General features: G+C 40.9%; 24 protein-coding genes. 10 read left to right on the top strand and 14 right to left on the bottom strand.

What is annotated here, in order from left to right; all coding sequences use genetic code 11:
• Positions 1-107: 107 nt before the first annotated feature.
• The 3 genes from RMA95_RS09135 to RMA95_RS09125 are packed head-to-tail and all read right to left on the bottom strand — an operon-like array spanning position 108 to position 2633.
• The gene (locus tag RMA95_RS09135; protein ID WP_022575135.1) at positions 108-746 is read right to left on the bottom strand and encodes a hypothetical protein; all 639 of its coding nucleotides are present in this window, start codon (positions 744-746) and stop codon (positions 108-110) included.
• Between the two features lie 38 nt (positions 747-784).
• A complete protein-coding gene (locus RMA95_RS09130; RefSeq protein WP_006581179.1) occupies positions 785-1192 on the bottom strand; it encodes a DNA polymerase III subunit chi in 408 nt (135 codons plus the stop codon).
• Complete coding sequence (locus RMA95_RS09125; protein WP_311070220.1) at positions 1185-2633, bottom strand: leucyl aminopeptidase; 1449 nt, start codon at positions 2631-2633, stop codon at positions 1185-1187. The genes RMA95_RS09130 and RMA95_RS09125 overlap by 8 nt, the downstream gene beginning before the upstream one ends.
• A 143-nt stretch (positions 2634-2776) precedes the next feature.
• Between RMA95_RS09125 and lptF the strand changes: the two genes are divergently transcribed.
• The 4 genes from lptF to RMA95_RS09105 all read left to right on the top strand — a co-directional run bounded on the left by lptF (position 2777) and on the right by RMA95_RS09105 (position 7820).
• The gene (gene lptF / locus RMA95_RS09120) at positions 2777-3877 is read left to right on the top strand and encodes an LPS export ABC transporter permease LptF (RefSeq protein WP_205200467.1); all 1101 of its coding nucleotides are present in this window, start codon (positions 2777-2779) and stop codon (positions 3875-3877) included.
• Positions 3877-4947, top strand: coding sequence for an LPS export ABC transporter permease LptG (lptG, locus tag RMA95_RS09115; RefSeq protein ID WP_039249061.1), 1071 nt, complete (start codon positions 3877-3879; stop codon positions 4945-4947). Before lptF ends, lptG begins: the two co-directional genes overlap by 1 nt.
• A 125-nt stretch (positions 4948-5072) precedes the next feature.
• Positions 5073-6620: a 2,3-bisphosphoglycerate-independent phosphoglycerate mutase gene (gpmI, locus tag RMA95_RS09110; RefSeq protein WP_002048914.1), complete on the top strand. Its 1548-nt coding sequence runs from the start codon at positions 5073-5075 to the stop codon at positions 6618-6620.
• A gap of 15 nt (positions 6621-6635) precedes the next feature.
• Positions 6636-7820, top strand: a complete 1185-nt coding sequence (locus RMA95_RS09105) for a S41 family peptidase (protein WP_311070219.1) — start codon at positions 6636-6638, stop codon at positions 7818-7820.
• A gap of 12 nt (positions 7821-7832) precedes the next feature.
• Here RMA95_RS09105 and RMA95_RS09100 read toward each other — a convergent pair whose 3' ends face one another.
• The 3 genes from RMA95_RS09100 to RMA95_RS09090 are packed head-to-tail and all read right to left on the bottom strand — an operon-like array spanning position 7833 to position 11487.
• Positions 7833-9248 (bottom strand): sigma-54 dependent transcriptional regulator, encoded by a 1416-nt coding sequence (locus RMA95_RS09100; RefSeq protein ID WP_311070218.1) that lies wholly within the window; start codon positions 9246-9248, stop codon positions 7833-7835.
• Between the two features lie 24 nt (positions 9249-9272).
• Positions 9273-10841 carry a PAS domain-containing sensor histidine kinase gene (locus tag RMA95_RS09095; protein WP_311070217.1) on the bottom strand — a complete coding sequence of 523 codons (1569 nt, stop codon included), beginning with the start codon at positions 10839-10841 and terminating at the stop codon, positions 9273-9275.
• Positions 10842-10851: 10 nt separating this feature from the next.
• On the bottom strand, positions 10852-11487 hold the full coding sequence (locus RMA95_RS09090) for a response regulator (RefSeq protein WP_000633799.1): 636 nt from the start codon (positions 11485-11487) through the stop codon (positions 10852-10854).
• 211 nt (positions 11488-11698) lie between these two features.
• On the opposite strand from RMA95_RS09090, the gene pbpG reads away from it, so the two are divergent.
• Positions 11699-12745: a D-alanyl-D-alanine endopeptidase PBP7/8 gene (gene pbpG / locus RMA95_RS09085; protein ID WP_311070215.1), complete on the top strand. Its 1047-nt coding sequence runs from the start codon at positions 11699-11701 to the stop codon at positions 12743-12745.
• Between the two features lie 107 nt (positions 12746-12852).
• Here pbpG and thrC read toward each other — a convergent pair whose 3' ends face one another.
• From thrC to xerD, 4 genes are all read right to left on the bottom strand, one after another.
• Entirely contained in the window at positions 12853-13992 is a 1140-nt protein-coding gene (gene thrC / locus RMA95_RS09080; protein WP_019457006.1) for a threonine synthase, read from the bottom strand.
• A 55-nt stretch (positions 13993-14047) separates the two neighbouring features.
• Positions 14048-15349 (bottom strand): homoserine dehydrogenase, encoded by a 1302-nt coding sequence (locus RMA95_RS09075; RefSeq protein WP_263612743.1) that lies wholly within the window; start codon positions 15347-15349, stop codon positions 14048-14050.
• Positions 15350-15593: 244 nt separating this feature from the next.
• A complete protein-coding gene (locus tag RMA95_RS09070) occupies positions 15594-16409 on the bottom strand; it encodes a DsbC family protein (RefSeq protein ID WP_311070214.1) in 816 nt (271 codons plus the stop codon).
• 146 nt (positions 16410-16555) lie between these two features.
• Entirely contained in the window at positions 16556-17476 is a 921-nt protein-coding gene (gene xerD / locus RMA95_RS09065; protein WP_311070213.1) for a site-specific tyrosine recombinase XerD, read from the bottom strand.
• A 143-nt stretch (positions 17477-17619) separates the two neighbouring features.
• On the opposite strand from xerD, the gene RMA95_RS09060 reads away from it, so the two are divergent.
• The 5 genes from RMA95_RS09060 (at position 17620) to ftsW (ending at position 22712) form a co-directional block, all read left to right on the top strand.
• Positions 17620-17880 carry a FeoA family protein gene (locus RMA95_RS09060; RefSeq protein ID WP_002053176.1) on the top strand — a complete coding sequence of 87 codons (261 nt, stop codon included), beginning with the start codon at positions 17620-17622 and terminating at the stop codon, positions 17878-17880.
• Positions 17877-19733: a ferrous iron transporter B gene (locus RMA95_RS09055; RefSeq protein WP_311070212.1), complete on the top strand. Its 1857-nt coding sequence runs from the start codon at positions 17877-17879 to the stop codon at positions 19731-19733. Before RMA95_RS09060 ends, RMA95_RS09055 begins: the two co-directional genes overlap by 4 nt.
• Positions 19734-19745: 12 nt before the next feature.
• Positions 19746-19997: a DUF6587 family protein gene (locus tag RMA95_RS09050; RefSeq protein ID WP_311070211.1), complete on the top strand. Its 252-nt coding sequence runs from the start codon at positions 19746-19748 to the stop codon at positions 19995-19997.
• Positions 19998-20144: 147 nt separating this feature from the next.
• Positions 20145-21491 (top strand): UDP-N-acetylmuramoyl-L-alanine--D-glutamate ligase, encoded by a 1347-nt coding sequence (gene murD / locus RMA95_RS09045; protein WP_311070209.1) that lies wholly within the window; start codon positions 20145-20147, stop codon positions 21489-21491.
• A gap of 24 nt (positions 21492-21515) precedes the next feature.
• A complete protein-coding gene (ftsW, locus tag RMA95_RS09040; RefSeq protein WP_004710933.1) occupies positions 21516-22712 on the top strand; it encodes a putative lipid II flippase FtsW in 1197 nt (398 codons plus the stop codon).
• Between the two features lie 48 nt (positions 22713-22760).
• Here ftsW and gluQRS read toward each other — a convergent pair whose 3' ends face one another.
• From gluQRS to RMA95_RS09020, 4 genes are all read right to left on the bottom strand, one after another.
• The gene (gene gluQRS / locus RMA95_RS09035) at positions 22761-23657 is read right to left on the bottom strand and encodes a tRNA glutamyl-Q(34) synthetase GluQRS (RefSeq protein ID WP_311070208.1); all 897 of its coding nucleotides are present in this window, start codon (positions 23655-23657) and stop codon (positions 22761-22763) included.
• Between the two features lies 1 nt (position 23658).
• The gene (dksA, locus tag RMA95_RS09030) at positions 23659-24195 is read right to left on the bottom strand and encodes an RNA polymerase-binding protein DksA (RefSeq protein WP_263612749.1); all 537 of its coding nucleotides are present in this window, start codon (positions 24193-24195) and stop codon (positions 23659-23661) included.
• Positions 24196-24405: 210 nt separating this feature from the next.
• Entirely contained in the window at positions 24406-25218 is an 813-nt protein-coding gene (gene cpdA / locus RMA95_RS09025; protein ID WP_263612750.1) for a 3',5'-cyclic-AMP phosphodiesterase, read from the bottom strand.
• Between the two features lie 4 nt (positions 25219-25222).
• Positions 25223-25849, bottom strand: a complete 627-nt coding sequence (locus tag RMA95_RS09020) for an NUDIX domain-containing protein (RefSeq protein WP_311070207.1) — start codon at positions 25847-25849, stop codon at positions 25223-25225.
• Between the last annotated feature and the right edge of the window lie 13 nt (positions 25850-25862).

The raw sequence follows: 25862 nt of genomic DNA, 5'->3' as shown, positions 1-25862 counted from the left end.
AATAACCATGCGTTATTCTAATAATTATTTGAACTAAAAGAATATTATGCATGACCATTTTGTGACAATTAAATGTCATTTTGATGACAAAGAGGGTTTTACAAACTTTACTTTTCTATTTTTTCATCAGAAAACTTAGAATTCTTTAAAATGTACTCAATTTCTTCTTGAGCTGCCGAATTTAGCTTAGCTCGGAAAGCCGTTACAGATTGTTCAATTAAGCTCTCAGCTTCAAGTTCTAAACGAATGCGTAAACTTTCAAGCTCAGATAAGATTTGATCATCGGTAATACTAAGTTTTACGCCAGAAGAGTAGTTAACTGCTGGTGTTTCAGGATTTTTCTGATAACGCGCAGTTTGTTCTGCAACTTCTTGTTCTAGGTGACTGCGGAAAGCTTGTAGAGCTTCTGTTTGTTCACTAAATTTACGAACTTCGTCTGCTTGTAATTCAGCAGCATAAGCTGCTTCCATTGCGCGCTTATCTGCAAGAGACTTTTCTAAAGCAAGCTGACGACGAATACGTGCCTGTTCGATTAACTCTGCTTTTAAGTCAGCATAAGCTTGTTCAATGTTTTGCTGTGACTCTAGTTGGGCCTTCTCGTCATTGAGTACCCAAAGTTGAATAGGCGTCTGAGGCTCTAATAAATCACAAATACGTGCCAAATCCTGTTGATAGGCATGACGGACAGCTTCAGGCGCATTTAACCATCTTTTTTTAAAATCTTGCCCGACATTTAATGCCACCACAGTTCTCCTTTGTTCAACAGTATCTACATTTTAGCGCGTTATAATTTAAAGGTTCGAGGTTCTATACCTAAACGACGATACATTTTAAATTTTTCTCGGCCAATTTGCTTGGCTGCTTCATTATTTTCAACAATTTCTATAATGTGGCTAAAATGATTCACTTGTTCAAGTGCATGATTGTTAAAATTAAATACCAACCAGCCTTGTTCAGAAGGTTGTTTAGCCGAAATACATACGGCGGCGTCTGCCTGATCAATCCCATGTGCAATGAAACTGGTCGGATCAAAGCTCCACAATTTTTCATCAAGTGTTTGTTGTAACTGTACATCTGGGCAATACCACCAGATGTTTGAATGCTTCAGCAAAATCTTTCGACATAAACGGCAAGCACTATCGACTTGCCGTTCTTCACTGGTTTCAAACAGATAAAAGCTAACTTTAGCCATTCGTATTTACACGGTTAGCCAAGAATTGCATAAGTAGTGGTACTGGACGGCCAGTCGCACCTTTTGCTGTACCTGATAACCAAGCTGTTCCTGCTACATCTAGGTGAGCCCAACGATAGTCACGAGTAAAACGCTCAAGGAAGCAGGCCGCTGTAATTGCACCACCATGTGGTCCACCAATGTTAGCGATGTCTGCAAAAGGTGAGTCCAATAGTTCTTGATAATCATCAATCACTGGCATGCGCCACACACGGTCAAATGACTGCTCACCTGCTTGTTGAAGCTCAGCTGCTAAGGCATCGTCAGGAGAGAATAAACCGCTTAGCACTTTACCTAATGCAACTACACAAGCACCAGTTAATGTTGCGATATCAACAACGACTGCCGGATTGAAACGTTTGATATACGTTAACGTATCGCAAAGAACCAAACGGCCTTCAGCGTCAGTATTTAAAATTTCAACCGTTTGACCACTCATGGTCGTTACGATATCGCCTGGACGGGTCGCTTTACCCGAAGGCATATTTTCTGCTGCTGCAATCGCGCCCACCACATGGATTGGAAGGCGTGCTTCACATAGTGCGCGAATCGTGCCGAGTACAGAGGCTGCTCCACACATATCGAATTTCATTTCATCCATGCCAAGGCCTGGTTTTAAAGAAATACCGCCTGTATCAAAAGTAACGCCTTTGCCGACAAGTACGACAGGGGCTTGTTCAAGCTGTGCTTGGTATTCAAGAGTGACAATACGACCCGGACGCTCAGATCCTTTACTCACAGCAAGGAAAGCATACATGCCTAAGTCAGCCATTTGCTGCTCATTTAAGACAGTCACTTTGAGTAAATCAGGGAATTCTGCTGCTAAAGCTAAAGCCTGTTCAGCCAGATATTCAGGGAAACAGATATTACCTGGACGGTTACCTAAGTCACGCGCAAAAGATTGACCAGATTGTACGGCATGTACTAAAGCAAGTTGATTTTCATCAAGGCTAGTATGTGGACTAATTAAATCAACTTGTTGTAACACAAATTCATTTTTTTTCGATTTAAACTCATCATAACCATAAGCTGCTTGAGTTAAGCTTAATGCAAATAAATAATGGTATTCGACAGGTAATGCAGCAATATCAATTGCGATATGCCTAAATTTATTTTGTGTCGATTTGATAATGGTTTGTGCCAATTTTGCTAACTTAACTGCTTGAAGTTCAGCTGCTTTTCCTAAACCAAGTAGTTGGCTGTGAGGTTGAGTGCTAAGCTGACCAAATAATGGCAGTGTCTCATTGAAGTTAGCTTTATATTGAGTCGCCGTAAGAATACTTTCTAGGTTATTGATTTGATATATATTGAGGTTGCTTTGTAGCTGTTCTGAATCAACTAAAACCCACAAAGATTCATTAGATGTTTGTTCAGGAAAAGTTGTATAAGTTGTAAATTTCATGGCTGCCGTGATTGCCTATAGAAAGTTATGTTGGATTAAAACATTGAAACACTTTCAAGCATAGCGTTGCAATGTGCGGTTTTATATTTTTAACATTCGGGTAAACTAGCGTTCGTCCCGTTTAGCCTTTTGGAAGTATTAATTTGATTATTCGGCGTTATCTCGTCAAGCAAGTTGTCTCTACCTCATTGGTGGTCATTGCATTATTGACCCTAATCATGATGGGTGGTCGTCTGATCAAATACTTTGGTGTGGCGGCACAGGGGCGTTTAGATGCAAGTATTTTATTTAGTATCATTGGATACCGTTTACCTGAATTTTTAACACTCATTTTACCACTGGGATTTTTTATTGGTTTAATGTTGGTGTTTGGTCGATTATATGTTGACCATGAAATGGCTGTCTTGAATGGTAGTGGGGTAAGCCGTCATCAGTTAGCGCGGTTACTCATTCCAATGACATTGGTTTATATGGTTTGTCAGTCTGTACTTATGCTATGGATGACGCCGTGGGGACTACGTGAATTTGAAAAACTAACGACGACCCAAGCTGTACGGACAGGCTTTGACTTGGTTCGACCAAGAGAGTTTATTTCTTCAGGGCCCTATACGATTTATGCAGGCTCATTGTCGGAAGACCGTAAAAACCTCAAGGATATTTTCTTTTATCAACGCGCGACCAAAGAAGGTAAACCAGATGTCATGATTTTGGCAAAAGAGGCAACACGTGTTGAGATGGCTAATGATACAGCCAATGTTGTCGATCTGGTTCAAGGTCGCCGTTATGAAATATATCCGGGACAACCTAAATATACGCAAGCAGAGTTCCAGTCTTATCGTCTGCGTTTAGAAAATGATAAAGACGTCAAGTTTGAAAGTAGCGAAGTAGAAGCACTTCCAACTTCTAAGCTATTGGCTAAAACTAATGATCCAGTCATTAGAAGTGAATTGGGATGGCGTTTATTTGGTCCGTTTACCATTATTGTTGCCCTAATGATGTCGGTTGCATTGTCTGAGGTGAGTCCTCGACAAGGTCGTTATTATCGTCTTATTCCATCTATTTTTATTTTCGCGAGCCTGATTGTGCTTATGATTGCGATTAAGACTCGTATTAGTAAAGGTGAATTGGATATTTGGGCTTATCCAGCGGCTTTATTGGTTTATGCAATTGCAGCTGCCTTATTTTCACGTAAACAGAAATTAGGGCCGAAAATCAAGAAACAGATCAAGCGAGTGAAATTATAATGTTAGCACGTCGAATAGTCGCCAAATATGTGACGAAAACCACTGCGCTTGCAATGTTTGGTACCACCATTGTCTTATCTGTTTTGCAAGTCTTGTTTACCTATTTGGGTGAGTTGGGTGAGTTAAAGCCTGACTATAATGCATGGCAAGCTTTTATCTATGTATTATGGGGCGCTCCTCGTTATCTATACGAAATTTTGCCTATCTCGGCCTTAATTGGTGCTGTGATTGGATTGGGCGCTTTAGCATCCAACAGTGAACTCATCGTGATGCGCTCAGTCGGGATTAGTTTATGGCGTATTGTAGGCTGGGTGATGCGTTCAGCTTTGCTACTCATTGTTTTATCTTTTGCGCTAAGCGAGTGGGTTGTTCCCTATACCAATGAGAAAGCACAAAGTATCAAAAGCCATCGTTCAGTAGCAGCTTTAGGCGAAGTGAAAGGCTATTGGTCACGAGAAGGGCAGCGCTTTATTTATATTGATTATGCAAACTCGCAAGGAAATTTAAGAGATATTCAGGTTGTCGACTTTGATAAAGAATATCACTTGCAGTCAGTAATTAATGCAGAGCAAGGAAAGTTTATCAAAGATGGTCAATGGTCTTTGCAAAAAGCCAGCCAGACCGACATTCTTACAGATGGTAATTCAATACAAAATAACCATGATCAGCAGTCTTTAGGGTTGGCTTTACAACCTAAATATGTACACATGGTGACTTTAGACCCTGAAGACTTATCTCCAAGTCAGCTCATTAGTTTTATGCGCTATATGGAGGAATATAGCCAAGTTCCTAAAACTTACCAATTGGCTTTCTGGCAAAAAGTTGCCTCTCCATTTTCATTGATTACTCTTGTATTAGTGGCGTGTTCTTTTATTTTTGGTCCACTACGTCAACAGTCAATGGGTTTCCGTTTGGTGATCGCACTCTTTATTGGTTTAGGCTTCTATTACTTGCAAGATTTCTTGGGTTACGCAAGTTTGGTATATGCACCTTCCCCAGCTTGGTTTGTACTTGTACCTATTATTTTAATGTTTGGTGCCGGAAGTTACTTACTTTACCGTGCCCGCTAATTCGAAAGAATATGAATGGCTTTCTCAATGATCTGCATTGGTGAAAGCCATAGGAAAAAATAGAGTCTTCACCGAAAATTCGGTAAGATATTGCGATGAAATTGTAGACAAAAGAGAAATTGATTATGACGGATGCAACTGCTGGCAAGATCCCTCACGTTCTGGTCATTATGGATGGTGTTGGACACCGTGAAGCGATTGAAGATAATGCTTTTCTTGCAGCAAAAACCCCGAATTTAACTGCAATGAAAGCAAAGCATCCAAATAGTCTGATTTCTGGTTCTGGCGAAGATGTAGGTCTACCTGATGGACAAATGGGTAACTCCGAAGTTGGCCATATGAACCTTGGCGCTGGCCGTGTGTTGTACCAAGATTTTACCCGTATTACTAAAGACATTCGTACTGGCGACTTTTTCAAACATGAAGTGTTGATTGACGCTGTTGAAAAAGCAAAAGCGGCAGGTGGTGCAGTTCATATTATGGGCCTACTTTCTGAAGGTGGTGTTCATTCACACGAAGACCATATTGTGGCAATGTGTGAGCTTGCATTAAAACGTGGTGCAAAAGTTTACCTTCATGCATTCCTTGATGGTCGTGATACTCCTCCACGTAGTGCTCAACCTTCATTAGAAAAATTAGATGCTTTATTTGCTCAATATGAAGGCAAAGGTCGTATAGCAACCATGATTGGTCGCTACTTTGCAATGGACCGCGATAATCGTTGGGATCGCGTTGAACAGGCTTACCGTTTATTGACTGAAGGTGAAGCTGTTCGTACTGCAAATACTGCAGTTGAAGGTTTAGAGCTTGCATATGCAGCTAATGAAAATGATGAGTTTGTAAAAGCAACTCGTATTGGTGATGTGGCCAAAGTTCAAGACGGCGATAGCGTTGTTTTCATGAACTTCCGTGCTGACCGTGCTCGTGAAATTACTCGTGCATTTGTTGAAAAAGACTTCGCCGGTTTTGAGCGTAAAGTTGTACCGAACCTTTCTAAATTTGTCATGCTGACACGTTATCAGGCAAGTATTGATGCACCTGTGGCATATATGCCTGAAGAGTTGAAAAACTCACTTGGTGAATATTTATCTTCTCTTGGCAAAACACAATTACGTATTGCTGAAACAGAAAAATATGCTCATGTGACATTCTTCTTTAGTGGTGGTCGTGAAGATGAATACCCAGGTGAGAAGCGTATTCTAATTCCATCACCAAACGTTGCAACATATGACTTGAAGCCTGAAATGAGTGCTTATGAAGTAACTGATGAACTCGTTAAGGCAATTAACTCAGGTGAGTACGATTTACTTGTTGTGAACTTTGCCAATGGTGATATGGTAGGTCATACAGGCGTATTTGATGCTGCGGTTAAAGCCGTTGAAGCAGTTGATACATGTTTAGGTCGTGTATACGAAGCTGTGATGGCGAAAAAAGGCCACATGCTTATTACTGCTGACCATGGTAACGTTGAGCAAATGCAGGACTACGAAAGTGGTCAGGTTCATACTCAACATACAACAGAGCTTGTACCGTTTATTTATGTTGGTCCAACACAAGCGACTATTGCAGAAGGTGGTGTACTTGCAGATGTTGCACCGACCATCCTTAATCTAATGCAGATTCCTGTACCTGCGGAAATGCAAGGTCGTAATCTGATTACATTATCTGCATAAGCGATAGGTGACTAAATGCTGCAACACAATATATATAAAGCTTTTTTTGGTAGTGTATTGTTGTGTTGCAGCCACCTTGCTCTTGCTGCTCCTGTTGTAAAAGAAAAATTATCGCCTCAGCATGCTGATTCACAAGAATCTGAAGAAAGTTATGCAGAGGTCCCTATTGAATCGATTCAACAGTTTGTACAAATTTACGGAATTGTTCGCGATAACTATGTCGATGAAAAGTCGGATGACGCTTTATTTTTACAAGCAATTAAAGGCCTTGTTAGTGGTCTAGACCGTTACTCCCGCTATTTGTCAGCTGAAGAATACCGTCAACTCATTCAATATACCGAAGGTGATCTTGCTTCGGTTGATTTCGCATTAAGTCCAGAAGCACATATTCATAAATGGATGATTCGTGACCTGAAGACGGGTTCAGACTCATATAAATTAGGCTTAAGAAATGGCCAAACTATTTTAAAGATCGACAACCAAGAACTTAAGAATCTGACGCAAGATCAAGTATTTGGTTTGCTTTATGGATCGATAGGGTCAACACTTCAAGTACAGACAGAAGAGTCAAATACCCCAATCAGTTTGGTTCGTAATAAAAAGATTGAAACTGATATCGAACCTGTCATGTTACATAATCAGGTATTGGTCTTAAAAATTAGAGTATTCCAGCAAGATACCGCCAATGAGATCAAACGTTTAATTGAAGAAAATAGTTCTTCGCGTTTAAAAGCCGTATTAATTGATTTACGAAATAACCCAGGTGGGCTGTTATCTGCTGCTGTTGAGTCAGCTGATTTATTTTTAAATCATGGCATTATTGTTTCTACAAAAAGTCGTTCGGAAGGTAACCAGCAATTTCAGGCTTTACCGGGGAATGATTTTCAAAATATAAAAGTTGGTATTTTAATTAATCACCGATCTGCATCAGCTGCAGAAGTTTTTACTGCTGCAATGAAAGAGCATCAACGTGCTTGGGTCATTGGTGAGAAAAGTTATGGAAAGGGCGTTGTACAAAAGCTTTTCCCTTTACCAAGTGGGGCAGCCTTACAAATGACGGTCTCACATTACTACACACCAAACGGCAATATGATTGAAGGGCAAGGTATTCAGCCTAACCAGACTTATCCTTTACCTCCAGAAATGAAAGAAGAAGTGTATTTAGATCGTGTTGCCGATCTACTTCTAAAAAGGAAGTAAGCTTTATACTTCCTATTCAGTTTCAGTATCTAATCCAAATTTCTTCAAACGATAGCGTAAAGAACGGAAGGTCATTCCTAGTTTTTTAGCTGCTAAGGTTCGATTCCAATGGGTCATATTGAGCGCATTGAGCAAGATATCTTTTTCAATACTTTCTAAATAACGCTCCAAGCCCTCAGTAGGCAATTTCTTTACAGTCTGTGGAGCAGCAGTCGCCGGACTCGGTAAGCTTTGAGATGCTGATGTTATTGGATGAGGGATATTTGCTCTTAAAGGTGCAGGGTGCAAATGTGGTATATCAATGTTGGCATCGTCACTTAAGGTAATTGCTCGCTCAATCATATTTCTTAATTCACGAACATTGCCCGGAAAGTGCTGTTGTAACAAGTAAGTTTCGGCTGCTTCGGTTAATTGTTTAGGTGGGGTTTCCCACTCCATACAAATTTTCTGAATAAAGTGATTTGCAAGTAGCAAGACATCTTCACCACGTTCACGTAGAGGCGGTAACATCAGGTCCATAACGTGGATACGGAAGAATAAATCCTGACGGAATTTGCCTTGTCTAACCAATAAATCTAAGTCTTGATGACTCGCACTAATTACCCGAAAATCAACATCAATTTCCTGATCGGAACCGACAGGACGGATCTTTTTCTCTTGTACCGCACGGAGTAGTTTAACCTGCATACTTAATGGTAATTCGGCAATTTCATCTAAAAATAAACTACCGCCATGAGCCGATAAAATTAGGCCTTGTTTGTCTTGCGTGGCTCCAGTAAAGCTACCTTTTTTATGCCCAAACAGCTCACTTTCCATGAGTTCGGTTGGAATAGCACCGCAGTTAATCGCAATAAAAGGACCTTCACTACGGTTACTCAGCCGATGAACTAGGTTAGCAACTACTTCTTTACCTGTTCCAGACTCACCCGTAACAAATACCGGTGCTTGAGAGCGAGCAATTTTTTTAATTGCGATGCGTAATTGTTGAATAGGTAGAGAACGACCGATTAATAATTTGTTTTCTAAAGCACTCTCGGCAAAATCAAGCTCTGTTTTTTGCCGATTCAAGGCTTTCTGTAATAACTGATCTAGATGTACTTGGTTGATGGGTTTGCTTACAAAATCAAAAGCACCTGCTTTTAATGCTGCAATTGCAATATCCATATTGCCGTAGGCAGTTAAAACCGCAATGGGTGTGTTGGTGTAATTTTGAGAGACATGTTTGACTAAATCTAACCCACTTCCATCGGGTAGGTTTAAATCGGTTAAACATGCATCGTAATGAAACTGTGTGAAGAGTTGTTTGGCCTGTTCAACCCGATAAGCAAGATGTGTTTTAATCCCCATTCGTGCAAGTGTCATTTGCATTAAAAGGCACAAATCTTCTTCATCGTCTACAAGCAAAACGAGTGGTTGCTGTTCTGCCATTTCCCCAAAAACCTAATAAAAAAATCAATATATTATTGGGCATTCTATTCTGAAGCATGCCCCTTGTTTTTGCTCTACATAGGTGAGCTTTGCATGGTTTGCCTCACAAAAACTATGAGACAAGTATAATCCTAAACCAGTTCCATTGATTTCGGTACTAAAAAATGGTTTAAATAATTGAGATATATCACGTTTTGAAACACCTTCACCGTAATCGATCACATCAATATAAATTTTATTTGTTTGTGAATGAATATCGATCATGACATTCGATGAGTCGGGTGCATTATGCCGTAGAGCATTTCGCACCAGATTGATCATGACTTGTCTTAATTGTTTTTCATCAAATAAAAATTTTAAAGAACGATCAGAAATTTTGAGCTGAATAGAATGCTTAACGTCAGATAAATCTTCATCGAGTAATGTATTTATAAAGTAGTTTAAGTCAATCTGAATGGGGTGTGTTCTTTCACTACGAGCAAGTCCTAAGGTGTCTTGAACAATACTATCAATGCGTTTGGTCTGTTTGCCAATCATCTGGCGTAAAGTATTTTGTTGTTCTGGGTCGCTGTCTTTAAGTAGCTCATTTGCTTGAACAATTGCAGCAAGGGGATTGCGAATTTCATGTGCAATACTTGCTGAGAGTTGCCCTAAAGCGGCAAGTTTGAGCTGCTGTGCTTGCTGATTAATTTGCTGGGCATCTTGTAAAATAAGCAGTGTTAGCGCTTGTTGCGGAACTAAAAGATGCTGCACTTTAATATTAATAGAATAGGCTGATAGCCGAGACTCAAAAATAAATCGATCACCTTCTTGTAAGTCACCAAACTTCAATATTTCAAATAAATCAGCATGCCATTTAGCCAAAGGATATTTTTCATTGGCAAACTGGGGAGGAATGCCAAGCAGTGAGCAAGCGGCCGGATTACTGACAACGATGTCGTAGTTTTCATCTAAAACTAAATAGCCTTCTTCGATTTGTTCTAAGATATAACGGTTAATATTTTGTAGTTGATAGAGTTCTATTGATTGGTGAAAGGTGAGTGCTTCAAGTAATTTAAAGCGCTGGACCGCAATTTGTCCGATTCCGTGTACTACAAAAAATAAGAAGGCTAGTAGTGCACTATTACCGATCGTGTTTAGATTGCTGTAGTCGAACAAACTACCCACGAAGCGCTGGTAAATAACAGCAATGATCGCAAGTAAGGTAATGATTAAAGACATTCTTGCGCTGAGCAAAATTGCTGAGGTAAAAATTGCAATTACATAAAGTAGACTAAGCTGTAAATTTGGGTCACCAACAGAAAAAGTCAGCAAACTCAAACAAATAACATCGACAATAAAAAATAAAGCAAGCTGGCGTGTTGCCTGAGTCGCAACCAATTTAAAGCATAACAACTGGACAAGGCTTAAGAGCGAATAGCCGAATAGTGCGTAAGAATATAAAGCAGGGTGCTGCAAGCTATTGTCGGTTTGCGCATTGGTTGAAACCAAAATAATAGTCAGGCTAACCGCAATAATAAGACGGTATAAACCATACCAAGTGCCCAAACGAAAAATCGTATGGGACAGGGATGAATTTAAAGGAGAGTGCATGTAAGTCTGATTAGGGTTTGATCAGACCGTAACGAATCGCAAGATGTGTGAGTTTTACATCACTATCAATTCCTAACTTTTCAAAAATACGATAACGGTAAGTATTTACAGTTTTCACACTCACAAAAAGTTTATCGGCAATTTCTTGTGCGCTAATACAGTTGACGACCATCATTGCAACTTGCATTTCCCGCTCCGATAAAGAATCAAAAGGGGATTGTTGAGTATCGGATAAATAAGAGCTTGCTAGCTGCTCGGCAATATCGGCACTAAAATATTTACCGCCCTGCATGACTTTATTAATTGCTCGTACCATCTCGGCAATTGGCGCACCCTTGGTGATATAGCCTTTTGCTCCAGCTTTTAACAATAAAGATGGGTAGGGTTCTTCAGCAAGGCCACTTACAGCAATGACTTTGGTCTCTGGAGCTGTTTGTAATAAACGACGAGTTGTTTCTACACCACCGATGCCCGGCATGTTGACATCAAGTAGTACGACTTGCGGATGTTGCTGGCGAACGATAGCAATTGCTTCTTCCCCAGATTCGGCTTGTCCAATTACCTCAACATCTGCATGATCTTCTAACATACGGCAAATACCCGTACGTACCAGTTCATGGTCATCGACAACTAAAACTGTAATCAAGAAGACCTCCTTTCTTTCAAAAAACAAGTTTTTTGTTACATAAAGCAAAATAAGCTTGCAATGGAATGACAAAATTAGCAATCCTATTCTTCTATAGTGAGCGAATAGTTGTGCACAATTGTGTCGGTAAACCTTTATACCTTATATCCCAAATGTAAGGCATAATGATAGTAAGCGCAAATGTGTGTCACCCTGAGTCGAGTATTGTGCCGTGAAAAATTCTAAAAAGTCTTTAATGCATGTGCTAAGCATGTCTATTTTGCTTAGTTTGAGTTCAACAAGCTTTGCAGAACTCGTCAATAACCCGTCCTCAGGGAGTACTGGTACTGCAAGTTTAAATTGGTCAGCAGCGGATGCTAGTCAACTTTTAAATGATGAAGATGATGAGCCGACGCCGCAAGGTTCAACTTCCGTAACTACAACTTTGCGTGGCGGTAATGCGCCAAAAGTTATTAGCTCTACACCTAGAGTTGCTCCAATCCGTGATACTGGGGGTTATAACGCCCAGCCGAGTGTCAGCGCACGTGCTGCACTTGTGATGGATGCACAAACAGGTGAGGTCCTTTATAGTAAAAATACCAATGCATCGGTACCGATTGCGTCTATTACCAAATTAATGACAGCAGTTGTAACGGCAGATGCACGTTTAAACATGTCAGAAGAAATTACACTTGAGCAAATCGATTTTGCTGGTGCAAATGGTAAAAACTCAAGCTCAACCTTACGTGTTGGCGACAAGATGAACCGTGCAGAAGTTCTTCTGTTTGCTTTAATGAAGTCTGAAAACCCAGCAGCAGCAGCTTTAGCGCGTACTTATCCGGGTGGTCGTCCTGCATTCGTAGCAGCGATGAATGCGAAAGCACGTTCTTTGGGTATGAGTGCAACTCATTATTATGAATCAACTGGTTTAGACCCACGCAATGTCTCTTCTGCGCGTGACTTGGGGATTTTGGCGAGTACAGCATCTCAGTATGGTTTGATCCGTCAATTCTCGACAACACCAACCTATGATTTTAATTTAGGTTACCGTGTACTCAAGTCAAACAACACCAATGCCTTAGTCCGTAATGGTGGTTGGAATATTAACTTATCTAAGACTGGTTATATTAATGAAGCAGGCCGCTGTGTTGTGATGCACACGACTGTAAATTCGCGTCCGGCAGTGATTGTATTGCTTGGTGAGCCAAGTACACAGGCGCGTAATAACGATGCAACTAACTTATTAGGTTGGTTGAGTAATTTGCCAAAACGTATTTAAGTTCAATATTTAAAAACGCTTCTACTAAGAAGCGTTTTTTTATGGCATTTAAAAAAGTATAAAAAAACGGCTGTATGAAACAGCCGTTTTTTATAAAAACTCAGATCTTACATATTAGATAAAATCGAATCTTTAACTTGGTCCATTGTTGCATCAATTGACAACATTACTGCATCAGCACATTGTTTAATTGCAGTATCAGGATCTTTCAAGCCATTACCAGTTACTGTACATACAATGACAGAACCTTCAGCAATTTTACCTGCTTTAATGTCACGGATTGCACCGCCGATAGAAGCAGCAGATGCTGGCTCAACAAATACACCTTCATACATAGAAAGTAAGCGTTGAGCTTCTAAAATCTCGCTGTCTTGAAGTTCATCAAACCAGCCTTTAGAGTCACGTACTACAGCTTTTGCATGGTTCCAGCTTTGCGGGTTACCAATGCGGATTGCAGTTGCAACTGTTTCAGGGCTTTCAACTGGAGCACCACGTAAGAATGGAGCTGCGCCAGAAGCTTGGTAACCTACCATTGTTGGTAAGCCTTCTGGTTTAGGACCAGTGAATTGATCAGTCGCAGCATCATAAACAACTTGTTCGAACTGATCAGCAGGTTGGTTTGCTACAGCTTCTGTATAACCCATCCAGTGAGCGGTGATGTTACCTGCGTTACCTACTGGCAAGCAGTGATAGTCAGGTGCGCGGCCCAAAGCTTCAACGATTTCATAAGCAATGGTTTTTTGACCTTGCAAACGGTAAGGGTTGATTGAGTTTACAATCGTTACAGGAGCTTGATCAGCCACTTCTTTTACTAGACGCATACCATCATCGAAGTTACCACGGATTTGCATAGTGATCGCACCATACATCATGGCTTGAGCCATTTTACCCATCGCAATTTTGCCTTCTGGAATCAAAACAAATGCTTTGATACCAGCGCGAGCAGCGTATGCAGCTGCAGCAGCAGATGTGTTACCCGTAGATGCACAGATAATCGCTTTAGAGCCTTCTTCAACCGCTTTGGTTACTGCCATGGTCATACCACGGTCTTTAAATGAACCAGTCGGGTTTAAACCCTCATATTTCACATAAATTTCAACATCTTTGCCAATAATACGTGGAATATTCTCAAGTTTAATGAGAGGGGTGTTGCCTTCACCCAAAGAGATAGCACGAGTAGTTGCCGAAACTGGCAAACGGTCACGATAACGATCTACAAGACCAGTATAACGATTGGCATTAGACATGATGGTGTTCCAATTATGAGGTGAAGCGGGAGAGGGAATCTTTCCCTCAACCTGATTAACTATCGAGCGATTCTAAACGAATTCTTACGATTTCGCCACGAATTGCAGGTAATGCTTGAATTTGCGCAAGAGCGTCATCCATTTTTGATTCAACGATTGGATCGGTCAAAATTACGATTGGAATGAGGTCTTTTAAGCGTGATTGTTGCATGATGGCATCAATACTGATTCCGGCACGGCTTAAGATGGTCGTTACATCTGCAAGTACACCAGTCTGATCTTCAGCATTTAAGCGGATGTAATAACCTGTGGTCATTTCTTCACGGCTTAAAATTGGCATATTTGTTAATGCTTCAAAAGCAAGTTGAGGAATTGTACCTGCGCCATCTTCTGTATAAGAGATGTCACGAACAATATCAATCACATCGGCAACCACAGCCGAAGCTGTTGGGCCTGCACCAGCACCAGCACCATAGTACAGCGTTGGACCAACTGCATTTGCCTGAACTAAAACAGCATTTTTAACGCCGTTTACGTTCGCAATAAGCTGTTCATCTGGAATAAGTGTTGGATGAACACGTAATTCAATGCCATGTTCAGCACGACGGGCAATACCTAAATGTTTAATGCGGAAACCAAGCTCTTCAGCATACTTCACATCTTGTGCAGTAATTTTGCTGATACCTTCGGTATAAACCTTATCGAATTGAAGAGGGATACCAAAAGCACAAGACGCTAAAATTGTAAGCTTGTGTGCAGCATCAATACCCTCAACGTCAAAAGTTGGGTCTGCTTCTGCATAACCGAGTTCTTGAGCTTCTTTTAATACATCATCAAATGCACGGCCTTTCTCACGCATTTCAGTGAGAATAAAGTTACCTGTACCATTAATAATGCCTGCAAGCCACTCGATATGGTTTGCAGCAAGGCCTTCACGAATCACTTTAATAATTGGAATACCGCCAGCTACTGCTGCTTCATAAGCAATTTGCACAGCATTGTCTTCAGCTGCTTTAAATAGTTCATTGCCATGTTCAGCGAGTAACGCTTTGTTTGCAGTAACAACTTGCTTACCGTGTTTGATCGCTTCCATGATGACTTCGTAAGCAGGGTGAATACCACCCATCACTTCTACAACCACATCTACATCGGGTTGACGAACGATATCAAGTAAGTCTGCGCTTTGTTTAATCCCTTCTAATTCAAGATCTGGACGAGGGCGGCGTGTTCCAACGTGGGTAATTTGAATTTCTCGACCGGTGCGACGTTTAATTTCAGCGGCATTTTCTTGTAGTAGTTTAAGGGCTCCTCCACCTACGGTTCCTAAACCGAGTATTGCCAGGCGAACTGGTTTCACGTCACACTCCATATCATCATTTAATCATTTAGTTGAAGCTAGATCATAGCTAAAAAAAACGCCAGACTCTAGCGCTTTTCGTGCCTGTTCAATCAATTAGAGTGCGATGTTCGGAAAAGCAGAGTAGATCAGTCTTTAAACATTGATAGAAAAAGTATTAATTATTGGAAAAACAAAGCGCTGCAATAAGAGCAGCGCTTTGTTGAAGAGATAGCTGATTAATCATTCATCAGCTTAATGGATGTTATTTATCCAGTTTTTTAACCAATTCATCTGGTGTTAAGTAGCCACCCAAGTACTCGCCATCAACATTGTAGATCGCAGGAGTACCATTCACACCCATGTTTAAACCAAGTTGATATTGTTCGCGAACAGGGTTTTTACATTGCGCAGGTGGAATACTAACGCCTTGTACAGCTTGGTTAAATGCAGCTTTACGGTCTGCACTACACCAAACGGCTTCCATGGTTGGCATGAATTGTTCGCCACGTGGCCAAGCAATGTAACGAACCTCAATACCCTTTTCATTAATTTCAGGTATGTGCTCATGTAGTTTATGGCAATAAGGACAGCTTGCATCGGTAAACACATAAATCACATGTTTAGCCTTACCACCCTTGGCTGGGTAAACAATCAAATCTTCATTTTTTAAAGCAGCAAGGTGCTTTTTATTTTCTGAAGCTTGCAGGTTATCGCCAATATTATGTAGCTCTTTACCGCCTAAACGGATGACATCACCTTGAATAAGGTATTTACCATCACTAGTTGTATAAATCGACGTCATGCCTTCGAGATTTACCCAATATAAATTAGGAACTTCAGTAGGCTTAATGTCTAAAATTTTGGCGTTGATATTTGCATTCTTAAATTGTTTTTGCAAAGTTTCAATTAAACGCTGTTTAGCATTACGTTCAATAATAGTTGAAGCTTCCCCAGTAGCAGGTGCGGTCGCTGTGAGCGCATCTTCTTTTTGTGGTTTGTTTTCTTTAGAACAAGCACTGAACAACAAGCTAGAAGCCAAAGCACAGGCAAGAAAAATTTGAGATCGGGTAAAGGACATAGATAACCCTTATTTCATCAGTATTTATAGTCAGAAGCTGCTAAGCATAACAAAAAATCTAGTATGTATTGTTAAAACTTTCTTAACCTTTGTGAACGAAATCAAACGATTGTTCGCTGAATTTAAAATAATTCGTTTAAAAAATTTTAACCTCTAGGGTGATGTTTTTCATGTAATTGTTGCATTCTGACTTGTGCTACATGGGTATAGATTTGGGTAGTAGATAAATCACTATGACCCAGTAACATTTGTACTACGCGTAAATCGGCACCATGATTAAGTAGGTGTGTTGCAAAGGCGTGCCGTAGAGTATGGGGTGATAGCTCTGCCTGAATATTGGCTTGTAAGGCGTAACGTTTAATCGCATACCAAAAGTTCTGACGACTCATAATTCCGCCATGTTGGGTTAAAAAGAGATAATCAGTAGAGCTTTTATAGAGTTGAGGCCGAGCATTATGCAAATAGCGTTCTACCCATTCACAGGCGAATTGTCCTAACGGAACTAAACGTTCTTTATTGCCTTTACCTGTAACACGTAAATAGCCTTGCTTTAAATTAATGAGCTCTAACCGCAAGTTAAGTAATTCTGAAACACGTAAACCGCAGGCGTAAAGTACTTCAAACATTGCTCGATCACGTAAGCCAAGTGCCGTATTGATATCGGGTGCTTGAATCAGTGCTTCAACATCTTCTTCTGATAGATCTTTGGGTAAGGCCCGTCCAATTTTTGGTGAGTGATGAATCGCTACAGGATTATCGCTTCGTAATTTTTGTTCACGTAGAAACTTATAAAACTGACGTAAGGCAGATAAACAACGTGCAATTGAGCGTGGACTTTTTCCTATTTTGGTGAGTTCAATCAGCACATCAGAAATGTCATCACTCGACCATTTCGGCAAACTATTTTTTCTATGAAGTTCACTGCATTGAATAAGGTCAGATAAATAGGCATTTCGCGTATGCGGACTCACTGTTTGTGCAACTAAATAGTCACGAAAACCTTGTAAAAAGCTCAAATGTTCAGGAATTTGAACAGGGCTTGGAATACGCGGTTTTTTATTTATCATAAACAATATCCTCTAAACCACTGTACTTTAAAAGAAACTTTAAGATTTGTCGATTAAAGTAGGTGAGAATTGAAATCTAACCTTATTTGGTAATTATTCTCATTTATATGTATACTAGAAGAAAAGGTTTAGGATCGGATGCGGTGCGTTTATCAGCGTTGAAAGTGAAGCAAGCGGCTACCATCACCAAAGTAGATCGGATGACACAAACGTCCGAGCAGCAAGATTTGGTCGCAATTCGTTTGGAAAGCTTGGGCTTTGTACCAGGTACTCGAGTGGAAGTGATTACCAAGGGCATTTTTGGTGGTGATCCGATCTTAATCCAAATTGGCTTTACTCGTTTCGCTTTACGTAAGGCGGAAGCGGAAAAAATCGAGATTCAGTTAGAAGGAGTACCCGCATGAGTGATGCGCTACGTATTGCCCTTGTGGGAAACCCGAACTGCGGTAAAACTTCTCTGTTTAACCATCTAACTGGAACAAGACAAAAAGTTGCTAACTATGCGGGCGTAACTGTAGAGCGTAAAGTCGGTAACTTTCAGTTACCTTCAGGTCGTGCAGTTCGTGTACTGGATTTACCAGGTACCTATAGTTTGCAGGCAACCAGTCCAGATGAAGAAATTACCCGTGATGTCTGCCAAGGCAAAATTGCCGAAGAGGGACAGCAAGATGCTTTTTTATGTATTGTCGATGCGACCAACTTAAAACTGCACTTGGGTTTGGTGCTTGAAATTATTGAATTAGGTCGTCCAATTCTGGTTGTGTTGAACATGATGGATGAAGCGCGTCGTCGTGGTATCCAGATCAATACACAGAAACTCTCTGAGCGTTTAGGTGTTCCTGTTGTTGAAACAGTTGCCGTACGTAACTCAGGCATTGAAAACTTATTGCATGCGCTTGACCAAGAGAAATATACCGTACCGCATACTGAACTGAGTGGTTTAAGTGGTGGGCATCATCAGAAAATCGAAATGATTTTTAAAGATGTGGTCAATTTTGTTGATCATGATGATAAGCGTACTGATTTTCTAGATCGAATTTTCTTACATCCTGTGTTGGGTTTACTCAGCTTGGCAGTGATGATGTTTATTGTCTTTCAGGCGGTATTTGCTTGGGCTGAACCTTTTAAAGCTGCAATTGAAGATGGCGTAATCCCATGGTTAGGTGAATGGTTAAATGGAGCTATTCATCAGCCTGTGCTACGCAGTTTAGTGGTAGATGGTGTTCTCGCGGGAGCGGGCACAGTATTGGCATTCTTGCCACAAATTTTGATTCTCTTCTTCTTTATTTTGGTACTCGAAGAATCAGGTTATTTACCGCGTGCAGCGTTCTTGCTCGATAAATTAATGTTTAAAGCTGGCTTGAGTGGCCGTTCTTTTATTCCATTATTGTCGAGTTTTGCCTGTGCGATTCCCGGCATTATGGCAACCCGAAGTATTAGTGATTCACGTGACCGTTTTACCACGATCATGGTTGCACCTCTCATGACATGTTCGGCACGTTTGCCTGTCTATGCCTTGTTAATCGGTGCATTTATTCCAAGTCAAACTGTTCTAGGGATTTTCAACTTACAAGGTTTGGTGCTGTTTGGTTTATACATGGCGGGTATCTTAAGTGCGCTTTGTGTTGCCTTTGTGATGAAGTTCTTGCGTAAAGACAAATCACAACATGCCTTGTTAATGGAGTTACCAAGTTATCGTTTTCCTGACCCAAAAAGTATTGCTATTGGGTTGATGGAACGCGCAAAGATTTTCTTACGTCGTGTTGGTGGGATTATTGTTGCATTAACCATTATTCTTTGGTTCTTGTGTACTTTCCCTCAAGCACCAGAAGGTGCAACGCTACCGGCAATTGATTATAGCTTTGCGGGTATGGCGGGACACTTTATTCAGCCTTTATTTGCACCGCTTGGCTTTAACTGGCAAATCGTGGTGGCTTTAATTCCTGCGATGGCTGCTCGTGAAGTTGTGGTCGCAGCATTAGGTACGGTATATGCGTTGTCTGGTGCTGATGATAATGCTGTTGCACAGGGGCTAGCCCATTTGATTAGTGCAAACGGCACAGGTTGGTCACTGGCTACAGGCTTGTCTTTATTGGTCTGGTTTGTTTATGCACCACATTGTTTAGCAACCTTGGCTACGGTACGCCGTGAAACAGGTTCATGGAAACATGTGGCAGTCATGACAGCTTATCTATTTGGTTTGGCTTATCTCATGTCATTTTTAACCTATCAAATTGCATCACGCATTTGGGGTTAATAGGAGGCGCTTATGTTTGATTACCTTATTGTTGCTGTATTGGTGTTGTGGAGTGCCATTGTTGTCTTTAAAAAGGTATTTCCTCAAACATCCGCTTCAGTATTTCTTGCCCTATCAACTCAGTGTCAAAGGTTGGGCTGGCAGCGTTTGGCGACGTGGCTGAAGCCTAAACAGGCTGCTGGTTGTGGCGGCAATTGTGGCTGTTCGACTGATGATACTCCTGCACAAAAGTCCGCTCCGGTACAAACGGTGAAGTGGCGTTAATTTTTCTGTATAAAAAGCCATCGAATGATGGCTTTTTTACGCACTGACACAAAAAAAGTAGAATAAAAGTCAAACTGAAAAAGTATTCAAAACAGCAAAGTGCTAACATTTTTGCCATTCTGTCGATTGATAAATTGTGGGGCAAAAATGTTAATACAACGTGGTGGGTTAAAAGTTGTAGCAGGCTTGGGTATATCAGGTGTTTCTGCTGTAAATTTCCTGCATGAACAAGGCTACCAAGTTGCAGTAACGGATTCTCGCCCCACACCTCCCGGTCATGATCAAATTCCTGCAGAAGTGAAGACCAGTTTTGGTCAACTCGACCAAGAATTATTACTACAAGCAGAAGAAATTATTTTAAGCCCGGGCCTTGCACCACAATTACCAGAAATTCAGGCTGCTATTGCTCAAGGTATTTCTGTAGTAGGGGATATTCAGCTACTTCGCCGTGCAACTGATGTGCCGATTGTTGCTATTACAGGCTCTAATGCGAAGAGTACTGTTACTACTCTAATAGGCTTAATGGCTAAATATGCAGGTAAGAAAGTTGCCGTTGGTGGCAATCTTGGTCGCCCAGCTCTAGATTTATTAAAAGATCAACCAGAGTTATTGGTACTTGAGTTATCAAGTTTCCAGTTAGAAACCACCTCTCACTTAAATGCTGAGGTGGCTGTGGTATTGAACATGAGTGAAGATCACTTGGATCGTCACGGCAACATGTTAGGTTATCACCAAGCAAAACACCGTATTTTCCAAGGTGCGAAGAAAGTTGTATTTAACCGTGATGATGCTTTGAGCCGTCCTCTAGTACCTGATACAACTCCAATGCAAAGCTTTGGTCTAAATGCACCTGACTTAAATCAGTACGGCGTTTTAAGAGATGCTGACGGTACACTTTGGCTTGCTCGTGGCTTGCAGCGTTTAATTAAAAGCTCAGACTTATATATTCAAGGTATGCATAACGTAGCCAATGCTTTAGCGTGTTTAGCATTAGGTGAAGCAATTGGTTTACCTATGGACTCTATGCTTGAAACTTTAAAACACTTTAAAGGTTTAGAGCATCGCTGTGAGTATGTAAAGACCGTACATGATGTACGTTATTACAATGACTCTAAAGGAACCAATGTGGGTGCGACCCTTGCAGCAATTGATGGTTTAGGTGCTGCGATTGAAGTGAAGAAAGGTAAGGTTGCACTCATTTTAGGTGGGCAGGGTAAGGGCCAAGACTTTGCTCCTTTACGTTCTTCTATCGAAAAATATGCCAAAGTTGTGGTATTGATTGGTGAAGATGCTCCGGTCATCGAACAAGCCATTCAAGGTGCAACTAAAATTTTACATGCAGCAACGCTTAAAGAAGCTGTAGAGCTGTGTCAACGTGAAACACAAGCTGAAGATGTGGTGTTGCTATCACCAGCGTGTGCAAGTTTTGATATGTTTAAAAGTTATAATGACCGTGGTCAGCAGTTTGTTGCCTGCGTCAATTCGTTGGTTTAAAGAAAATATGATTAGGAATGTAGTATGGCAGGCTTAGCTCAGACCACAATCCAGAAAATCAATCATTGGTATGAACGGATATTGCCGAAATGGCCAGCGGAAGTGACGCCACGTAATGTCTTGATTTTCTGTGTCGTTGCATTGTTATGTATCGGTTCGGTGATGGTAGCATCTGCTTCGATGCCTTATGCAGAATATATGCATGAGAACCCGTTTCACTATGTCATCCGCCATGCAATTTCTATTGCGGTTGCTGGGGTAGTGGCGTATTTGACCTACCGAATCTCACTCAATACATGGTTTAAAAATACTTTTCCGCTGTGGTTATTAACCATGGTTCTGTTACTTGCTGCTTTGGCGGTAGGTTCGGAAGTCAATGGTTCTACTCGTTGGATTAAAATCGGTGGTTTTACCTTACAGCCTACAGAAGTTGCCAAGGTCATGATGGCAATCTTTACAGCAGACTACGTGGTACGCCGTGCTAAAGAGGTTCGTACGCACTGGAAAGGTTTACTGCGTTTAAGTGGTGTGATGGCAATTACGGTCGGTTTGATTATTGCCGAGCCTGACTTGGGTGCTACGATCGTTATCGTCATGATGATGGTTGGGGTGTTCTTTTTAGCAGGTGCGCCGCCAACACAGTTCTTGATTATGCTTGGTGCGATTGTCACTGGTATTGTGTTTTTGATCTTGTTTGAGCCTTACCGTTTCCAGCGTTTGATTTCATTTACTGACCCTTGGGCAGACCCATTAGGTGTGGGTTATCAGTTATCAAATGCACTCATGGCATTTGGTCGTGGTGAATGGTTTGGAACAGGTTTGGGGCATAGTGTTCAAAAGCTATCTTATTTACCTGAAGCGCATACTGACTTTATGTTGGCCGTGTTAGGTGAAGAGTTTGGCTTCTTTGGTATTTCGATTGTCATTGGTTTGTCTTTCTTGATGTTGGCTTGTTGTATCAAAATTGGTCACCGTGCTTTGAAACATCATTATCTTCGCGCAGGCTATTTGGCTTACGGTATTAGTATTATTTTCTTACTCCAGATTTTGGTAAATGCGGGTATGAACATGGGCTTAATGCCAACCAAAGGTTTAACTCTGCCATTTATTAGTTATGGTGGTACATCTTTAATGATGTGTGCAGCCATGATTAGCTTGATCTTAAAGATTGATGCATCAACTCAAGAAGTGAACCCTGAAAGAGAAGAATCAAACTTCTAAAGTATTTCAGTTGTTATAAAAAGCCCGATATCAAATCGGGCTTTTTATTTATAGATATATTCCGCCAAGCTCTTGTCCGTGAGGAATTAAATCTACATTCCACTGCGCTACAGCTTGCTTGAGCATCACTTCGGGGCGGTCTAAATCAACGTTTGGTTGGCCTAGTGCTTGTATGGCTTGTTGTAGTAATTGAGGAGCTTTAGTTAAATCGAGTGCTTGAGCAAGATTTTGTTTAGAAAGCTTTTGCCCTTGATCATTCATGGCGAGTGGGAGGTGCATATAGCTGAGTTTAGGATAACCGAGGAGCTGACCCAGCCAGATTTGACGTTCGGTGTTATCTAAGAGGTCTGCACCACGAACAACGTGAGTAATACCTTGTAGATAATCATCTACAACTACAGCAAGTTGGTAGTTAATAATGCCGTCGCGGCGTTTAAGAACAAAGTCCCCAAGGTCGTATTGCAGATTGGAGCAATGACGTCCTTGTAGGCGGTCATCGAAACAAATTTGCTGATCTTGAACTTTTACCCGAATCGCTTGACCGTGAAAATCAAGATTTAGATCACGGCAGGTACCTGCATAGATTGCATTTGAACCGAGCATTTTACGGGTGCACTGACAAGCGTAAACCAGACCCTCTTTTTTAAGTTGGTCTAATACACTTTCATAAATGTCTAGGCGGTCTTTCTGAAAGATAATCTCGGCATCTGGATCGAACTGAAAAGCTTCGAGTGATGCGAGTATATGGTCTTCACTACCGGGGTAGATGCGGGGAATGTCGGTGTCTTCAACACGAACTACCCATCGCCCTTGATGAGCTCTGGCATCGCAATAGCTGGCAACAGCCGTAATGAGTGATCCGAAATGTAAAGGGCCGGTTGGCGAGGGCGCAAACCGGCCTGAATACGAAAAGCTGGGCTTTTCTTGAGTAGCTACAGCGGTCATATTAACCGTTATTTTGCTTCTCTTTAATTTCTGCCAAAGTTTTGCAGTCGATACATAACGTTGCAGTTGGACGTGCTTCTAAACGACGTAAACCGATTTCGATACCACAAGTTTCACAGAAACCGTAGTCTTCGTTTTTAATCGCTTCCATAGATTGTTCGATTTTACGAATTAATTTACGCTCACGGTCACGTGTACGTAATTCAATTGCAAATTCTTCTTCTTGGGTAGCACGGTCATTTACGTCTGGCAATGCAGTTGATTCGTCTTGCATCGTATTTAAAGTACGATCAACTTCAGACATTAATTCAGCTTTCCATGCTTGCAGAATTTGTCGGAAATGCTCGAGCTGTCCTTCAGACATGTACTCTTCATTTTTCTTAGGTTGATAAGGTGCAATACCAAATAAACTTGCAGTTGTGCCTACGTCAGAAGTTTTAGGTTTCACTTTACGTGCACGTTTTGCAGAAGCTTTATCACCTTCTACTACAACTTCTGTATGTTCATCCAAAACTTGGTTGTGGTTGTCATTCGCCATAATAGGGCATTCCTCATCATACACGTATTATCTATACGCAAAAAATATGGTGATATGCAAGTGTTTTTATAGAAAACCATCGATGGATTTTTCCATCGGGTCGTCATCATATAGATTTTTCCTGCAAGATGATAGTCATTCCGACCCGTAAATATTTTCAAAACGTGTTTGCACTAGTCATAATTCTATATAAGCATATAAAAAATAGGGCTAATAGCCTGAAATATCAGTATTTATACGGGTTTTAAAATTTTCAAGTCGAAACACTTTTGTTTCAAAACTACCATCGTTATTCAGACGAATGTAACGATAACCCGGTGCATTTTGATCGAGTGCAAAATCATTACTAAACGGCTTAAACTGTACACTTGTGGAAGGTGTTGAGAAAAATTCGATGCCTTGCCAAATATTAAGAGAGTCTTGATGGACGTGTCCGCAAACTAAAGCTTTTACATTTTTAAATGGGCTTAACGTATCAAGAAGAACATTCGAGTTTTGAAGCTTATGGTGATCAATCCATTTTGATTTCATGGCAAATGGATGGTGATGACAAGCCAGTAAAACTGGATGATCTGCAAATTCCTCAAGTAGATTTGCTAAATTTTCTAATTGCTCCGAAGACAAATGACCATCCACTTTTCCCTTTACCGCGCTATTGAGCATAATCACACGCCAGTTGCCTAAACCGACAACCACAGGTTGTTGATGGTTTTCGTTATGCAATGGAAAGTGGTCAACATTGTCATGATTGCCGAGAGTCTGGAAAAATGGCAGGCCCAAGGTTTGCATAAAGTTGATGTAACGCTTGTAGGTAACAGGTGTTGGTGCTTGTGCGAGGTCTCCAGTATGAATAATCGCATCAGCTTCGGGATGTTGTTTTAATATCTGTTGAATAATGGCATGGAAACTTTCTTCAGGATTCATCCCCACAAATTCTAGCTGTGGATACTCCAATAAATGTGTATCGGTAATTTGTATGATGACATGATTTTTTTGTGAAAGTGTTGAGACTTGAAAAGTCACCGTCCTACCTCTTCGGATTTATTATCGTTTTGCTGTGTTGAGCCAGCCATTGTAATGCCATAATAACAGGGGCATTTCTTAAACGTCCGCTGTCGAGTAGTGTTTGAATTTCACTATAACTAAACAAATGCAGCTGAATATTTTCACCCTCATCATCTACGCCAAAAACACCGCCTTCAGCGGGTAAATTGGTTTCGGCAACATACAGATGAAATAGCTCTGAACATGCGCCTGCTGATGGATAAAAACTAAATAGATGTTCTAAGTCCTGAACTTCACAACCTGATTCTTCAAGGCTTTCGCGTCGAATGCAACTTTCTGGTGACTCATTGCCATCTAACACACCCGCGATAATTTCGAGTTGCCACGGCGATTGAGAGTCGTCTAAAGCACCAACACGAAACTGTTCAATCAGGGCAAATTTTTGTTTTTGATCATTGTAGAGTAGTACTCCAGCCGCTTCAGGCCGATGTACAAGTTCGCGCTGCAATACAGGAGTATATTCAGATTGATTAAATAGACGATGTCGAAGGCTGACTTTTTCAACTTGAATAAAACCACGGAACAGAGATTCACGTGATGTTACTTCGACATCTTTAGATGTATAACTTGGACGCTCGACAATACTCATGATTCGATCAGGA

Source organism: Acinetobacter sp. V110_1, from assembly GCF_031798975.1.
GTDB classification, from domain to species: Bacteria; Pseudomonadota; Gammaproteobacteria; order Pseudomonadales; family Moraxellaceae; genus Acinetobacter; species Acinetobacter nosocomialis_A.
The sequence above is the reverse complement of the archived record's forward strand: the minus strand, read 5'-3'. Positions and strand labels throughout refer to the sequence as shown.